General features: G+C 44.5%; 11 protein-coding genes and 1 pseudogene. 8 read left to right on the top strand and 4 right to left on the bottom strand.

What is annotated here, in order from left to right; all coding sequences use genetic code 11:
• Positions 1 to 117 precede the first annotated feature (117 nt).
• From ahcY to QUB77_RS19555, 3 genes are all read left to right on the top strand, one after another.
• Positions 118 to 1,395: an adenosylhomocysteinase gene (gene ahcY, locus QUB77_RS19565; protein ID WP_333047387.1), complete on the top strand. Its 1,278-nt coding sequence runs from the start codon at positions 118 to 120 to the stop codon at positions 1,393 to 1,395.
• 160 nt (positions 1,396 to 1,555) lie between these two features.
• Positions 1,556 to 2,173, top strand: coding sequence for a DedA family protein (locus tag QUB77_RS19560; protein ID WP_333176622.1), 618 nt, complete (start codon positions 1,556 to 1,558; stop codon positions 2,171 to 2,173).
• 445 nt (positions 2,174 to 2,618) lie between these two features.
• Positions 2,619 to 4,043: an NADP-dependent isocitrate dehydrogenase gene (locus tag QUB77_RS19555; RefSeq protein WP_333176620.1), complete on the top strand. Its 1,425-nt coding sequence runs from the start codon at positions 2,619 to 2,621 to the stop codon at positions 4,041 to 4,043.
• A 262-nt stretch (positions 4,044 to 4,305) separates the two neighbouring features.
• Here QUB77_RS19555 and QUB77_RS19550 read toward each other — a convergent pair whose 3' ends face one another.
• Positions 4,306 to 4,914, bottom strand: a complete 609-nt coding sequence (locus QUB77_RS19550; RefSeq protein ID WP_333176617.1) for a glutathione S-transferase N-terminal domain-containing protein — start codon at positions 4,912 to 4,914, stop codon at positions 4,306 to 4,308.
• A 137-nt stretch (positions 4,915 to 5,051) separates the two neighbouring features.
• On the opposite strand from QUB77_RS19550, the gene QUB77_RS19545 reads away from it, so the two are divergent.
• From QUB77_RS19545 to QUB77_RS19535, 3 genes are all read left to right on the top strand, one after another.
• Positions 5,052 to 5,444, top strand: coding sequence for a DUF2358 domain-containing protein (locus QUB77_RS19545; RefSeq protein ID WP_333176614.1), 393 nt, complete (start codon positions 5,052 to 5,054; stop codon positions 5,442 to 5,444).
• A 300-nt stretch (positions 5,445 to 5,744) separates the two neighbouring features.
• On the top strand, positions 5,745 to 6,917 hold the full coding sequence (locus QUB77_RS19540; RefSeq protein WP_333176612.1) for a TRC40/GET3/ArsA family transport-energizing ATPase: 1,173 nt from the start codon (positions 5,745 to 5,747) through the stop codon (positions 6,915 to 6,917).
• A gap of 811 nt (positions 6,918 to 7,728) precedes the next feature.
• On the top strand, positions 7,729 to 9,222 hold the full coding sequence (locus tag QUB77_RS19535) for a tetratricopeptide repeat-containing serine protease family protein (RefSeq protein WP_333176610.1): 1,494 nt from the start codon (positions 7,729 to 7,731) through the stop codon (positions 9,220 to 9,222).
• 205 nt (positions 9,223 to 9,427) lie between these two features.
• Here QUB77_RS19535 and QUB77_RS19530 read toward each other — a convergent pair whose 3' ends face one another.
• A complete protein-coding gene (locus QUB77_RS19530; protein ID WP_333176608.1) occupies positions 9,428 to 10,207 on the bottom strand; it encodes a Tat pathway signal protein in 780 nt (259 codons plus the stop codon).
• 688 nt (positions 10,208 to 10,895) lie between these two features.
• Here QUB77_RS19530 and QUB77_RS19525 point away from each other — a divergent pair.
• Positions 10,896 to 12,260: an NB-ARC domain-containing protein gene (locus QUB77_RS19525; RefSeq protein ID WP_333176605.1), complete on the top strand. Its 1,365-nt coding sequence runs from the start codon at positions 10,896 to 10,898 to the stop codon at positions 12,258 to 12,260.
• Between the two features lie 223 nt (positions 12,261 to 12,483).
• Positions 12,484 to 13,932 carry a signal recognition particle protein gene (ffh, locus tag QUB77_RS19520; protein ID WP_333176603.1) on the top strand — a complete coding sequence of 483 codons (1,449 nt, stop codon included), beginning with the start codon at positions 12,484 to 12,486 and terminating at the stop codon, positions 13,930 to 13,932.
• Between the two features lie 855 nt (positions 13,933 to 14,787).
• Here ffh and QUB77_RS19515 read toward each other — a convergent pair.
• Together QUB77_RS19515 and QUB77_RS19510 are read right to left on the bottom strand one after the other, a co-directional pair.
• Positions 14,788 to 15,930, bottom strand: a complete 1,143-nt coding sequence (locus tag QUB77_RS19515; protein WP_333176601.1) for an IS4 family transposase — start codon at positions 15,928 to 15,930, stop codon at positions 14,788 to 14,790.
• 103 nt (positions 15,931 to 16,033) lie between these two features.
• Positions 16,034 to 16,115: pseudogene (locus QUB77_RS19510) on the bottom strand (transposase); the annotation flags it as partial.

Raw genomic sequence — 16,115 nt, 5'->3', positions numbered from 1 at the left:
ATCAAAATTTAAGATGAGCAGCGCCGACCCCGCTCAAGTAAAATCACAGCACTTGCCCGCCGATGACTTAATCTGCTAAAACTAACAAAGTTTGATGATTTCTGAGAAATAACATACATGGTTGCTACATCCGTCAAGATTAAACACGAAGTCAAAGACTTGTCCCTCGCCCCCTTGGGAAAGCAACGCATCGAGTGGGCCGGCCGGGAAATGCCCGTTTTGCGGCAAATTCAAGAACGCTTCGCTAAAGAAAAGCCTTTCGCTGGCATTCGCTTGGCTGCTTGCTGCCACGTAACCACAGAAACCGCTCATTTGGCAATCGCCATCAAACTCGGCGGTGGCGACGCCGTACTGATCGCCAGCAACCCCTTGAGCACTCAAGATGACGTAGCGGCTTGCTTAGTTGAAGACTACGGCATTTCCGTCTTCGCCCTCAAAGGAGAAGATGCGGCTACCTACGAACGTCACGTCTACACAGCCCTAGACCACCGCCCCAATATCATTATCGACGACGGCAGCGACGTGGTAGCCGCACTGATCCAGCACCGCCCGAACCAAATTTCCGACTTAATCGGAACTACCGAAGAAACTACCACAGGCATCGTGCGCCTGCGGGCCATGTTGAAAGACGGCGTGCTGACTTTCCCCGCAATGAACGTCAACGACGCCGACACCAAGCACTTCTTTGACAACCGCTACGGCACCGGCCAATCTACCCTAGACGGGATTATCCGCGCTACCAATATTTTGTTAGCCGGTAAAAATATTGTGGTTGCAGGTTACGGTTGGTGCGGCAAAGGCACGGCACTGCGCGCCCGCGGCATGGGTGCTAACGTAATTGTCACCGAAATCGATCCGATTCGGGCGATCGAAGCAGTGATGGACGGTTTCCGCGTGATGCCGATGGACGAAGCAGCAACAGTCGGAGATATATTCATTACCGTTACCGGCAACAAACACGTCATTCGTGCCGAACATTTCGAGACAATGAAAGACGGCGCAATTGTTTGCAATTCCGGTCACTTCGACATTGAAATTGACCTCAAATCCCTCGGCGCAAAAAGCACCGACGTGAAAACAGTCCGGTCTTTCACTCAAGAATATCACCTCAATAATGGCAAGTCGATTATTGTGTTGGGCGAAGGCCGTTTGATCAACTTAGCAGCCGCCGAAGGACACCCAAGCGCCGTGATGGATATGAGCTTTGCTAACCAAGCTTTAGCCTGCGAATATCTGGTTACGAATAAAGGCAAACTAGAGCCTGGTATTCACTCAATCCCCGTGGAAGTTGACAAAGAAATTGCCCGTCTCAAATTGGAAGCAATGGGTATTCACATTGATACCTTGACCGCCGAACAAATTGAGTACACAAACTCTTGGACTTCGGGCACTTAATCATCGTTTATCGTTTCCACGCTGTGCCGGGGAATGAATACAAGGAGGCTCTGCCTCCCTCATGGGGAGTCGAGGCAGAGCCTCTAGATATGTGTTCCCAGACAGAGCCTAGGAACGAGCAAGGACTAATGACTTCTTCTTACCAAATTATTAAATAAAAATGGTTGAATGGATAACTAACACAATGCAGTCGATGGGCTATCTCGGAATTGGCCTGTTGATGTTTTTAGAAAATCTTTTCCCGCCCATACCCTCAGAATTGATTATGCCGCTGGCAGGATTCACGGCATCAAAGGGTGATGATATGCAGTTAGCACCGGCGATCGCAGCAGGAGTAATCGGTACAATTCTGGGTGCGCTTCCCTGGTACTATGCGGGTAAATTATTGAGCGAAGAACGCTTGAGGAATTTAGCCGACAAATACGGTAAGTGGATCACAGTATCGGGCGCGGATATTGACAAAGCAAATAGATGGTTTAACAGACACGGCAACAAAGCCGTGTTTTTGTGTCGCCTAGTACCCGGAGTTCGCACCCTAATTTCCCTGCCCGCTGGCATCAATAATATGCCTTTAATTCCTTTTTTACTATACTCAACAGGCGGCACTCTTTTATGGGTAAGTTTCCTGACTTTTGCCGGATATAAACTAGGGGAAAATTATACACTTGTAGACGATTATCTGGGCCCTGTTTCCAAAATAGTTGTGGTGATTATAGTCATCTGGTGTATTTTGTGGGTTGTCAAAAAGAATATGCAGAAGGAAAAATATCGCAAATAAATGCAAATTTTGTGAAAATAATCTCCGTTTATTTTCGGTTCATCGGCGGCTACAATCATTATTCTGAACCCGCCCAAAAACGCATACAACTTTCCGACAGGAGTCGTGATTCGCCCAAAATTTTAGACTAAGGTTCAACCTCCCAGATTCATCTGGGGAGTAAATCTAAAATCTAAAATCTAAAATCTAAAATCCACTGACTTGTTTCCAGCATATTCTCAACCGTAGCGCTGAAAGATAGAGAGGGAGATTTGATAGAAACTTCTGCTATCTTTGCTACTTTTTTAAATTAACTTTTAAATTGGCGATCGCCCAAAAGTCACAGTGACGGGCAGCCTATCGCCCAAAAATCCCACTTAAGTTTATACCAATATTTAGGATTGGTTGAGGTTTAGGCAGACAATCGTGGCAAAATAGGGAACATTCCTATCCCCACTGTTAAGATATGTACCAAAAGATTGTAGCCCCGACAACTGGTTCTAAAATTACTTTCAAAGATGGTTCGCCGATCGTCCCCAATGACCCGATTATTCCCTTCATTCGCGGCGACGGTACCGGCGTTGACTTGTGGCCTGCCTCCCAGAAAGTCATGGATGCTGCGGTAGAAAAGGCTTACGGTGGCGATCGAAAAATCAACTGGTTTAAAATCTATGTAGGCGACGAAGCCTGCGATGTCTACGGTACTTACCAATATCTGCCCCAGGATTCCTTAGACGCCATCAAAGAATATGGAGTTGCCATCAAAGGACCGCTGACAACCCCAATCGGGGGCGGCATTCGATCGCTAAACGTAGCTTTGCGGCAAATCTTTGACCTTTACGCCTGCGTGCGGCCCTGCAAATATTATGCTGGAACACCATCGCTACACAAAACTCCCGAACTGCTAGATGTAATTATTTACCGGGAAAATACAGAAGATATTTACCTCGGAATTGAATGGGCCAAAGGCAGCGACATCGGCAAGAAATTGATTGAATATCTCAATAATGAGTTAATTCCGGCAACACCAGAACATGGCAAAAAACAAATTCGCCTCGATTCTGGAATCGGAATTAAACCCATTAGCAAAACAGGTTCTCAGCGTTTAGTAAGGCGCGCTATTACCCACGCTTTGCGGTTGCCAAAAGATAAGCAGCAAGTGACTTTGGTACACAAAGGCAACATCATGAAATATACCGAAGGAGCTTTCCGAGATTGGGGTTACGAATTAGCAACCACCGAATTTCGCGCTCAGTGCGTAACGGAAAGAGAGTCTTGGATTCTGGGCAACAAAGAAAAAAATCCAGACATTAGCTTAGAAGATAATGCTCGCCAAATTGATCCGGGATACGATGCTTTGACCCCAGAAAAACAAGCCAAAATTCGTCAAGAAGTCGCCGACGTTCTGTTTGCAATTTGGGAGACTCACGGCAGCGGTCAGTGGAAAGAAAAAATCATGGTCAACGACCGAATTGCTGACAGTATTTTCCAACAAATTCAAACCAGGCCGGCCGAGTATTCGATTTTAGCGACAATGAATCTGAACGGGGATTATTTATCCGATGCGGCCGCCGCCATTGTGGGTGGATTGGGCATGGGCCCCGGTGCGAATATTGGTGATGAATGTGCAGTTTTTGAGGCGACTCACGGCACTGCACCTAAACACGCTGGTTTGGATAAAGTCAATCCTGGTTCCCTGATTTTGTCCGGGGTGATGATGTTAGAATACATGGGATGGCAGGAAGCAGCAGACTTGATTAAGAAGGGTTTGGGAGCGGCAATTTCTAACGGTGAAGTTACTTACGATTTGGCAAGGTTGATGGAGCCGCCGGTGCCTGAGTTGAAGTGTTCGGAGTTTGCTGAGGCGATTATTAAGCATTTCGCGGATTGAGTTTGAGGGCTTTTTTTGAACGGGCTAGAAGCCCGTTCCACAACCAGTAAACTTGCTTTGTGGGCCGTTGCTCCTAGCCCGCCCGCTGTTTATTAACAACGGGCTAGAAGCCCGTTCCACAAAAGTCAACTTGCTTTGTGGGCCGTTGCTCCTAGCCCGCCCGCTGTTTATTAACAACGGGTTAGAAGCCCGTTCCACAAAAGTCAATTTGCTTGTGGGGTGGGCTTCTAGCCCTCCCGAAAATACAATTTAGATGCGGGGTTTATAATGATGGAACAGCCATTCCGCGCTCAACTGCGGGACGCTTCTGCAAGGTTTCTACCCAACGTTTGAGGTGGGGATGATTGTCGAGGCTTAATCCTTGAAATTCGTAAATAGCAACCCAGGGATAGGTAGCAATGTCGGCTATAGAATAGTCGCCGCAGATGTATTCATATTTTGCTAGTTGAGTGTCTAATACTCCGTAGAGGCGCAAGGTTTCTTTTTCGTAGCGCCCAATCGCATAGGGAATTTGTTCGGGTGCAAAGCGTTTGAAGTGGTTTAGCTGACCAAACATCGGGCCGACGCTGGCCATTTGAAACATCAGCCATTCCATAACTTGAAAGTATTTTTGTTTGTCTGTGGGCAGAAATCTGCCACTTTTTTCGGCAAGATAGATTAGAATAGCGCCGGACTCGAAGACGGTGATCCCGTTATCTCGATCGACTATCGCCGGAATTTTGCTGTTGGGGTTGATTGCGATGAACTCTGGGCTAAATTGGTCGTTTTTTGTGATGTCGATGACGTGCACGTTGTAGGGTAAACCTATTTCTTCGAGCATGATCGAGACTTTGCGACCGTTCGGTGTGGTAAAAGTGTAGAGGTCAATCATAGTTGTGATGTTAAGTTGAAAGTTGGCAAGGCAGGAAATAACCCGATATACTATCACAATTTGGACGAGAATGGCGGATTTTTGCTCTCTTGTGTTAAAATTATATTCTAATAATATAAGAATAACGCTCGCTCGAAATGGACATTATTGAAATTCTCAAAGACGATTATCAAAGATTTCCCGATAATCAGACTTACAGCATCTATGCAAAAGATGTTTATTTTGAAGATCCGGTGAATCGATTTACAGGAGTCGATCGCTACCGCAAAATGATCGGGTTTATGGGGACTTTTTTTCAGGATGTAAATCTCGATTTGCACGGGATTTCGCAGTCGGGAGATACTATAGACACTCGCTGGACTCTTAGTTGGATCGCACCGTTACCTTGGAAACCGAAAATGGCGATCGCCGGTAGGAGCGAACTGAAAGTCAACAGCGACGGTTTAATTGTTTCTCACATCGATTACTGGGACTGTTCGCGGTTGGATGTGCTCAAACAGCTTGTATTTCCTCGGAAAACTAATGTTTGAGAATTGTTCTTAGGTTTGTTAGCAATAAAAAATGGTTTTTCAAGAGCGAGAACCCTTTTTTAACCGCAGATATTAGCAGATAAACACAGATGAACGCTGATGGATTTTTATACGCCGCCAGTGATATTTGAAATAAATAATTTTAACTAATCTTGACATTTCAGCAATTTCGTGAATCACAGGAAATGCGCTGTGTTCAGCGGCTGCTTGTCGCCCCAATTAATTCCCCTAGCAAATTAATTTTTGTTACATAACGTTACAATATAAGAGTAAACTACTTTCAGGCGAGCTAAACAATCAATGCGCTTAATATTAATGACCGGAAAAGGCGGCGTCGGCAAAACCTCCGTAGCCGCTGCGACTGGGCTGCGATGTGCCGAATTGGGATACAAAACCTTAGTGCTGAGCACTGATCCCGCTCACTCCTTAGCCGACAGCTTTGACATGGAACTCGGACACGATTCGCGGCTGGTGAAACCGAATTTGTGGGGAGCAGAATTAGACGCTCTCAGGGAATTAGAAGGCAATTGGGGAGCAGTTAAGCGATACATTACTCAAGTCTTGCGAGCCCAGGGGCTCGAAGGCGTGCAAGCTGAAGAATTAGCCATCTTGCCAGGAATGGATGAAATCTTCGGCTTGGTGCGGATGAAGCGGCATTATGACGAAGGTGAATTTGATGTTTTAATTATCGATTCTGCCCCAACTGGCACTGCATTGAGACTGCTAAGTTTGCCGGAAGTTGGCGGCTGGTACATGAGAAAATTTTACAAGCCGCTGCAAGGCATATCAGCCGCCCTTAGACCTTTAGTTGAACCTATTTTTAGACCAATTGCGGGTTTTTCTTTACCAGACAAAGAGGTGATGGATGCACCTTACGAATTTTACGAACAAATCGAAGCTTTGGAAAAGGTTTTAACTGACAATACTGTGACTTCGGTAAGGTTAGTTACCAATCCCGAAAAAATGGTAATTAAAGAGTCTCTGCGCGCTCATGCCTATTTGAGTTTGTACAATGTAGCTACCGATTTAGTAGTAGCTAACCGGATTATTCCGGCAGAAGTAACTGACCCATTTTTCAAACGGTGGAAAGAAAGCCAGGAACAGTACCGTCAGGAAATTCACTCAGATTTCATGCCGCTCCCAGTTAAGGAAGTGCCACTTTATTCTGAAGAAATGTGCGGTTTGGCAGCTTTGGAACGGTTGAAAGAAACGCTTTACAAAGACGAAGATCCAAGTCAAGTTTATTACAAAGAGAATACGATTAAGATCGTGCAGGAAAACAATCAATATAGTCTTGAACTGTATTTGCCCGGAATTGCTAAAGATCAGATCCAGTTGAGCAAAACGGGAGATGAGTTGAATGTTCGGATTGGGAATCACCGCCGTAATTTGGTGTTGCCACAAGCTTTAGCGGCGCTGCAACCTTCGGGGGCGAAGATGGAGGAGGATTATTTGAAGATTAAGTTTGCTTAACCTGAGATGTTTCACAATTTTCAATAAGCCTTTTATGGCCGCGCTCTCCTGCCCACCCCAGGAGAAATATACTCTTTGTAGAACAGGCCGGAAAGCCTGTTCTTGAAAAGGGTGCAATGCGCGTTGTTATGTGGCGTTTTCGCGAATGACAATGTTGCATTCAAGTGCCTATTACATTGTGCGCTGACTGAACCTTACAGCACTTTACTTAACGATTAGGTACAATAGTCAGGAGATATGTACCTCGAAGTGTACAGATAGTAGAAAAACTATTGGAATTGGGAGTGCAATTATGTTCAAGTAAGCAAATATAAAATTATTTTGCTCACTGCTGTTACTGTACCTCTTAGTCATGCAAAGTGCTGTAACTACCGATACTATATATAAAAAAGCATCTTGAAGTTCTATCGGTTATGGAACAGTGGAATCAAAGATTAAACGAATAGGAGTCAGGGTGAAACTATCAGGAGCGCAGTGGAATATCGAGAGTGTTTCCTAATTCCTTTCTCTTCGCTGTGCTTATCTTAATGGTCAACTTTCTGCTTGATGTATTTGCTTTCACTGAGATGCACCAGAGGTTAGTGATTCATAAGCATGACTTTATGTCAACTGAATTGAGATGCGTTTACGCTAGAACATCTACAATTAAAATATGGCGGAGTAATGCCGACAAGGGCGGAAATATACGAAATGTACGAAATGTCATAAAAATCGAAATCATCTGAAAACATCAGGGTTTCTGGTTTTCAGAAATTTTATTTTAATTTATACTATTCGGAGTATAAAAAATCTTACTCTTCAGCAATCACCTATGAATAGGGATTATTCGCGGTTTGATTCCCTCACCAGCATCCTAGCAGGAACGGTAACGGTAGCAGGAATAGTTGTTTTTGCAGCAGCACCCCTTTTCGCAAAAACTCCCCAAGAAATTGCCAAATTAGCGATTTCTGCCACCGTTCAAATTAATGGAACAACTGGTCTAGGTACAGGATTTATTATTGCTAAACAAGGTACAACCTACACTGTCCTGACAGCTAACCATGTTGTTGATGATACTAAAGCTACCTATACGATTCGCAGTCATAGGGGAAAAGACTATCCAGTAACCCGTAGTGTATTATTACAGAAAGGCCAGAATGCTCCCGATTTAGCAGTCGTAACATTTAAGAGTACGGAATCTTATCCTGTTGTAACTTTAGGCGATTCCGAACAAGCGACAGTTGGAACAGAAATTTTTGTGTTTGGTTATCCAGGTGTTCCCGCTAGCAGAAAAGACCAACCCGATCGCAATTTTGAGTTTTCACCCGGCTATGTTACCAGCCGTCTCCCGACTCATTCAGACGGCTATACTTTGCGCTACAATGCTGTCACGAAAGGGGGCATGAGTGGAGGGCCTGTATTTGATGGAGAAGGGCGTGTAGTTGGGATTCACGGAGAGGGCGATCGCGATTATGATCGTGTCACAGACGGAAAAGTTATGACAGGTTTAGCGTTTACTAAAACCGGGTTTAATTCTGCGATTCCTATTAACACTTTTATAGCTAAGTTGTCGGATGCAGGTTTAAATCGTTCTGCTATTTTGGTGAATACTTCCACCGCCACTAACGCACCTCTAAAACTGAACAATCCGCAAGATGCTAAAACTTATTACGTTCGAGGTTTAAGTCGGTTTGACAAGGGAGATTTGTCAGGGGCTGTTGCTGATTTTAACCAAGCAATTCAAACTCAATCTGATTACGCGGAAGCTTATTTCTATCGATCCCTCGCTTATTCCGATTTGAGACAAATGCCCAAGAGTATCGCTGATTATAGCAAGGCGATCGCCCTAAATGCCGGTTATGTTGACGCTTACTACAATCGGGGGCTGGTTTTGTCGGTAATGGGAGATAAACCGGGGGCGATCGCAGATTATACTCAAGTCATCCGCTTGGATAGAAACTTTGCAGCGGCTTACAACAACCGAGGATTAGCACTTTCGGATTTAGGCGATCAAAAAGGAGCGATCGACGATTTCAATCAAGCCCTGCAAATCAATCCCGGTCGCGCTAACACTTATTTTAACAGAGGATTGGCGCTGTTTCGGATTGGGAACGATCGCTCTGCCTTAGCTGATTACACTCAAGCAATTCAGCTCAATTCCAATTATGCTAAGGCTTATGCTAACCGAGGCATTACTTTAGCGAGAATGAGGGATACAAAAGGGGCGATCGCAGATTTGCAGCAAGCCGCCCGTTTATTTAGGGATCAAGGAATGAACGATGATGCTCAAAAAGCATTAGATTTGATTGCTCAACTGCAAAGGTAGTAAACTTGATGATATAATCGACTATAATATTGCTATTAATCCTGTAGGGGCGGGTTTACCAACAATATTTGACACAAACAAACAGGTAAAATAAACCCGCCCCGGCGCTATTCGTGTGTGGGGGCGGGTTTATAAATACCCTGGATGTGAATCAGAAATACTGGTGAACCCGCCCCTACAGGATTGTCGTAATGCTGATTTTCCCCTAAAACCTCACCGTCACCAAAATCACCCGCCGAGGCTGATCTTCCGCTTCAATAGTAAACTCAACACGCCCAAAACCTTTGGGCCCCGGTTCAACTACATCGTAGCGAGATGTCACCGTACCGGCGGCTGTATCGTATTGAGCAAAAACAGCACCAGGATTTCTACCAGCAGAGGCATCGGTATCACCTCCCCACGAGCCCCAATCATCCAACCTTGAGCGAGTTGGCAATACAGAAGCGGCGATTTCTGGCGGTGTTAATCTTTGGTCTGCTAAGACTCTTTGGGCGTTATCAATAGCGCACATTGTCGGCCCAGAAATTTTGGCATCGCTATATTGATCTTCCCACTTTTGTACGAAGCCAAATCCAACATTCGGGCCGACTTTATCCTGTCTTTGCCGCCCCCACAGCCGACTGGTATCTGATGCAAAATTAGAACCGCTGCCAGTTACGGCTAATTCGGTTCTTTTGCTGGTAAAATTGCGGTTGACAAATTCTTTGTCTGCGGTGCGAATAGCGTTGGCTGCCGCTGGTTCTATTTTACTGCTAACATTAGTATTGCCTTGTACGATTGGTGAGAGAACACCGGGGATGGGCTGTGCTCCACAATATTTTTGAATACCGTTGAAAACGCGATCGGCTGATAAAGCACTAATCGGAAATTCTAGGGCATAAGCTTCGGCAGGTTTGGGGAAGAAGATGCCCGATGTTGCGGAAGCCGCAAAAGAAGCTCCACCCCAAATAATGATACGATTAAATTGACGGCGGCTAATACTCATAATTTATCGACTCCCTGGAGAGCTTGCCCCCGGCTCAAGATTAAATTTGAAGAAGTGGTAGGGTCTTCTGTTACAATTTTGAGCTGTGGAACAAGATATCTCAAGAGATAAACTTTTACCATTACTAACATCTACCAACATTGTGTTCATCCTCCCAGGCTTCCCAACCTGAGAAGCTACTTGATTTCCATCTACATAAACCTCGATTTTGGGGGGTGAAATCTGATCCTGATCTGCAACTCCATACTCCAATCGGAGAGAAGCACGACCGCCTGGAAGTTTACAAGTCCAACTGGCCGAGCGTACATTCATAATACTGGTATATATTTGTCTGCCTATGGAAAGGTCTGTAGGCTCCCTGTTAACATATTGTAAGTTGCCCCTATTATCAAGGTAACCCCCTGTAACAAGACATTGCAGGTCGAGTATATGGATCGGGCGCTGGGCCTGTGCCACCTGTGCACCAACTGTCGCTAAAGTAAAAGACAACACCCCAGCCGAGAACAAACCGCTGAGCCACCGCACTCGCTTCATAAAAATATCCTGCTAATACCTTAATCAATTAATATAAAGGATGAGCTGTGTAGGAAAAGTCCTGACTTTAGATAGATGACAAAATCAAAAATGTCTCAATTGTACGAAATGTCAGGTATAATGAATGGCGTAAACTCCAGCTTCTCCCTAATCTATGGATATTGCCGAAGTTTTGACACTGGCAGATGAGCTAATTTTTGCTAAGACGGGAAAGCATTTAGATTACGTGCAAGAAGCTATCCTGCGGGGAACTTTACAAGACACAACTTACACGCAAATTGCTCGAGAAGTTTACTCAAGTTCAAGTCATGTCAGAAATGTCGGATCGCAACTTTGGAAAATACTTTCTAAAGAATTGAAAAAAGATATTACTAAAAACAATTTTAGGACTGTATTAGAAAAGGCAAGTTTTTATAATTATCAATTGGCTATTGTTGAAAATGTTACAGGCGAGAATATAACTGTTAATCATAACGTTAACATTTGTCATGAAAAAGTGCGATCGCCCAAAACACCCCAAAACCCCCAACAAACAGCAAAACAGCCCCGCATCGACTTAGACGACGCACCAGAAATCTCGACATTTTTCGATCGCACATCAGAACTTTCCACCCTCAAACAATGGATTTTGGAAAACCGCACCCGTCTGATTACCATCTTAGGATTAAGCGGAAGTGGCAAAAGTGCGATCGCACTCCAACTAATCCAACACATTCAATATGAATTCGACTGTATAATCTGGCGAAGCCTCCGCGACGCGCCACCCCTCCAAACAGTCCAAACCGACTTAATTAAATTCCTATCGCAGCAGCAAGAAACCGAATTACCAGATTTAATCAACTATTTACGATCGCATCGCTGTCTCATCATCCTCGATGATGTGCAAACCATCTTCAGCAGCGGGCAACTAGCAGGAAACTACAAACAAGGCTATGAAAATTATGGCACTTTCTTCAAACAAATAGCAGAATCATGCCACAATAGTTGCCTAATTTTGCTGAGTTGGGAAAAACCCAGAGAAATTGCAGCATTAGAAAGCAACCCAAAAACTTGTCAAACATTGCAACTCAATGGTTTAGGCGAACCTGCGCGAGAAATATTCACAGAAAAAGGCCTAGCCGCATCGGAAAAATGGTCGGACTTAATAGACCTTTACCGAGGAAACCCCTTGTGGTTAAATACAATAGCCGCTACAATTCAAGACTTATTTAGCGGCAATGTTTCTGAATTCTTATCCTATGATAGCTTAGTTTTAGGAGACTTAGAATATTTATTACACCAACATTTTCAGCGCTTGTCAGACTCCGAAAAAAAAGTAATGTCCTGGTTGGCCAATCAAAACAAAGCAGTCGAAATCTCCAAAAAACCAGCCCTTCTGGAATTATCTCCTTCAGACTTCCTCAAAGCCGTCGAATCCTTGAGACGTAGGTCATTAATTGAAAAAGTCGAAAAGGGCGATCGCACCCTCTTCACAGTCCAACCAGCGATCGCAGAATATGTAAAAAGTCACATCTTATAGCAGTTTTAGGAACAGGCAAGATGCCTGTTCCACAATATATGAATTTTAGGGCAACAGTTTTAGGAACAGGCAAGATGCCTGTTCCACAATATATGAATTAATTTGCTTGTGGGGTGGGCTTCTAGCCCGCCCTGAAAGGATTATTCAAAAATTAGCAAAACATTAATCCAAACATCCGCATTTAGCCTTAAAATTAAAAAGACTGACTAGCCAACAATGCCCTATGTTTGAAGCCCTCGCCGATCGACTCGAATCCACCTGGAAAAAACTGCGCGGACAGAATAAAATCTCCGAGTCCAATATCCAAGACGCCCTCAAAGAAGTCCGCCGCGCCCTCCTGGAAGCCGATGTCAACCTCCAAGTCGTCAAAAACTTCATCGGAGAGGTAGCGGCAAAAGCACAAGGCGCAGAAGTCGTTTCAGGCGTCCGTCCAGACCAACAATTTATTAAAATCGTCCACGACGAACTCGTCCGCGTCATGGGGGAAACCAACGTACCCCTAGCCACCGCAGAGTCCGGGCCCACAGTTGTCCTGATGGCTGGTTTGCAAGGAACCGGGAAAACCACAGCTACCGCCAAACTAGCGCTGCACCTCCGCAAACAAAATCGTACCGCACTGCTAGTCGCAACCGACATTTATCGACCAGCCGCGATCGACCAATTGCTAACCCTCGGCAAACAAATCGACGTACCAGTATTTGAATTAGGCAAAGACATTGACCCCGTAGAAATTGCCCGCCAAGGCATAGAACACGGCAAACAAATTGGCATTGATACCATCATCGTCGATACAGCAGGCCGCCTACAAATCGACCAAGACATGATGGCAGAATTGGGCCGCATCAAACAAACAGTACAACCCCACGAAACGCTGTTAGTTGTTGATGCCATGACCGGCCAAGAAGCAGCAAACTTAACCCGCACCTTTCACGAACAAATCGGCATTACTGGTGCAATCTTAACCAAATTAGACGGCGACAGCCGTGGCGGTGCAGCTTTATCAGTGCGGCAAATATCCGGCGCGCCGATTAAATTTGTCGGCGTCGGCGAAAAAGTGGAAGCATTGCAACCATTTTATCCCGATCGTATGGCATCGAGAATACTCGGCATGGGCGATGTCTTGACGCTAGTAGAAAAAGCGCAAGAAGAATTCGACATCGCCGATGCCGAGAAAATGCAAGAGAAAATGCTTACGGCCAAGTTCGACTTTACCGACTTTCTCAAACAAACCAGACTGCTAAAAAACATGGGTTCCCTCGGCGGCATTCTGAAAATGATTCCGGGGATGAACAAACTCTCAGACGAACAAATGCGGCAGGGAGAAGTGCAGCTAAAACGCACCGAAGCCATGATCAATTCCATGACAGTTGAAGAACGCCGTAATCCCGAACTTTTAGCAAGTTCTCCATCCCGCCGCCGCCGCATTGGCAAAGGCGCAGGCTACGCTGAAAACGACGTAACTAAGCTGGTCAGCGATTTCCAGAAAATGCGTACCATGATGCAGCAAATGAGTCAAGGCAACTTTACAGGAATGGGAGGATTGCCGGGAATGCCGGGAATGCCTGGAATGGGGGGCCCCGGAATGCAGCCCGGTTCCCGTGGCTATATGGGGGCCCAGCAGAAGAAGAAAAAGAAAAAAGATAAGCCTAAAAAAGGTTTCGGACAGTTGTAGAAAACGGGCGGGGGTTTCACTAATAATTGCCTAAAACCGATAATCTCGTAAACTCGCCCCCACAGCTAGATTGCACCATGAGCAAAAATTTGTAGGGCGGGTTTCACCAACAATAATGACCAAAAATCGATAATCTCGTAAACCCGCCCCACCCAGCCCAAGATTCCTTTATTAGTATTGGTGGAATATGTAAGAAATATCAAACTTTAACTCTTTTCTTGTTGCTGGGGTAACAACCATGCTGAAACAAAGAGGGAGTAAGGATTGAGCCAATCCGCTGCTCAAAAAAGATAGGCAGCAACATTGTTATACGCTTGCCTATTCAAAAAATAATGATACCAACATTTTACCGCATTCCTGAGAGAAAAAAAACTAACGTTAGCTCAGTTTAAGCTGATTGAAATCTTGTTACCCGTGATACAATCAGAAAAACAAATCTGATTAGAACGGCTCTCCCGCGTATTTCCCTCTCTAATTACCAGCGAAAGTCGGCGACGTAAGTTACAAAGATTTTTGGATTTGCCAAACTTAACTATTTCATTAATTTGGTTCCCATTAATTAATTAGGGCTTGCTGAATAAGTTAGAAAAAATCGCGCTCGCGTAGCTAACCGCAGACATCGCACTTGATGGGCAATTCAAGCTCGGCGAAACATAACTTTTTGTTGACTATAACTTGCCCAGTTCTAGCTTTTAATAATCAGTGAACCATAAATAGGTGTGATTTTCGGTTGGTGACATAAAAACGCACAAAAAACCCCTCTTAACCAGGTAGAAAGGTTCATCACTAAAAAAGTAATAGCAATGGCTGTTTCCGAAGTATTATCAAGTTTTGCTGAGGGGGTGACAAACATAGCTAGGAACCTTGCCTGATCAAGGTTACAGCCTTGAACCCATGTCGATAAAAGTGACGTTTATTACGAGTTAACTTCATTAACTCTTCTACAGGCTCAGCATATTTTTCGAGATAATTGAGCCACTGTTGGCTATCATTCCCAACCCCGAAGGTACTACGTCGGCGATAAGTTCTTTCGGGTTCCTTGCGACGACACACATATTTTTGTACATTTTTTCTTTTGATGATAGTGCCTTCAATAATGTCATGACTGTAGGAGATTGTCATCAATAAAATCATCTTAATTAGTCGGTTTCCTGTTAACCCGGTTCCTTCTAAATTATAGCCTCCACTTTTACAATCACGGAACATTTCTTCAATTCCCATCCGTTGTTTGTAGGCGGCTATCGCCTGCGGTAAATTGCCGAGATTAGTTAGGATAAACCAAGCTTCATCAACTGTCCACCCTTGGTAGTTACGTTTCCATTTGCAGGCTACATCAAATCCCGCAATCGGTTTAGTCTTTCTGACTTTTACTCCTTGAAAGTACACAGAGGTTCCTGGCATAATTCCTAACTTATCTAACCTGACCCAAATCCTATTTTCGGTTTCGATACAATGATTCCGTTTGAGTCGTAAGCAAAAATACACATTCTTCTCCCTCAACCAGTTTGCCAAATCTACTGAACAAAATTCTCTATCTCCCAGCACAATGATTTTGTAATCTTTGAATAAGGGTAAAATGTCTGAAAGGGCTGCGCTCTGTTCATCGATATTACTGCTGCCTCGTTTTGGTAATAGTGACCAAGATAAAGGAATTGCTCTTTTCTCCCAAATCAGACTAACCATAAACAGATTGATACAGCCCCATTGACTGCGATCGAGCGCTAAAGATAGCTTCTGTCCCGCTTGGCAGTAAGTTGTTAACCAATAGCTAATTACAGGAAACCACAGATAAGTTATGGTGAGCTGGGGTAAGTCCAGAAATCTTTGTAGCTTGCGGCGACGACTTTCAGTAGTAATGGGGTAGGGAAATACACGCGCAAGTCGCTCTAATCTCACTTGTTTTTCTGAGCTTAAGAGGTTAAGGATAATTTCTAGGACTAAAAACTGAGAGCGGGATAGTTGTGTTTGAAAGTGAGTCTGATAGAATTTAGGTAACATATATTCTGATAGGTCGAGTGTAACTTTCATCTCGCCTATCTTTTTTTAACATAAATCGGTCAACTCTTTGCTCTGTCTGGGTTTCCGGCGGGGTTGTCACCCCGTCAGCAAGTTTTGTCATCACCCGATTCAGGCTAAATCTTCTTTTTCCTTGTCCAAATTTGCCCTCAATTGCATTTCTAACT

The organism is Microcoleus sp. AT9b-C3 (genome assembly GCF_036705485.1).
Classification (GTDB): domain Bacteria; phylum Cyanobacteriota; class Cyanobacteriia; order Cyanobacteriales; family Microcoleaceae; genus Microcoleus.
This window is presented reverse-complemented; position numbering and strand designations above follow the sequence as displayed.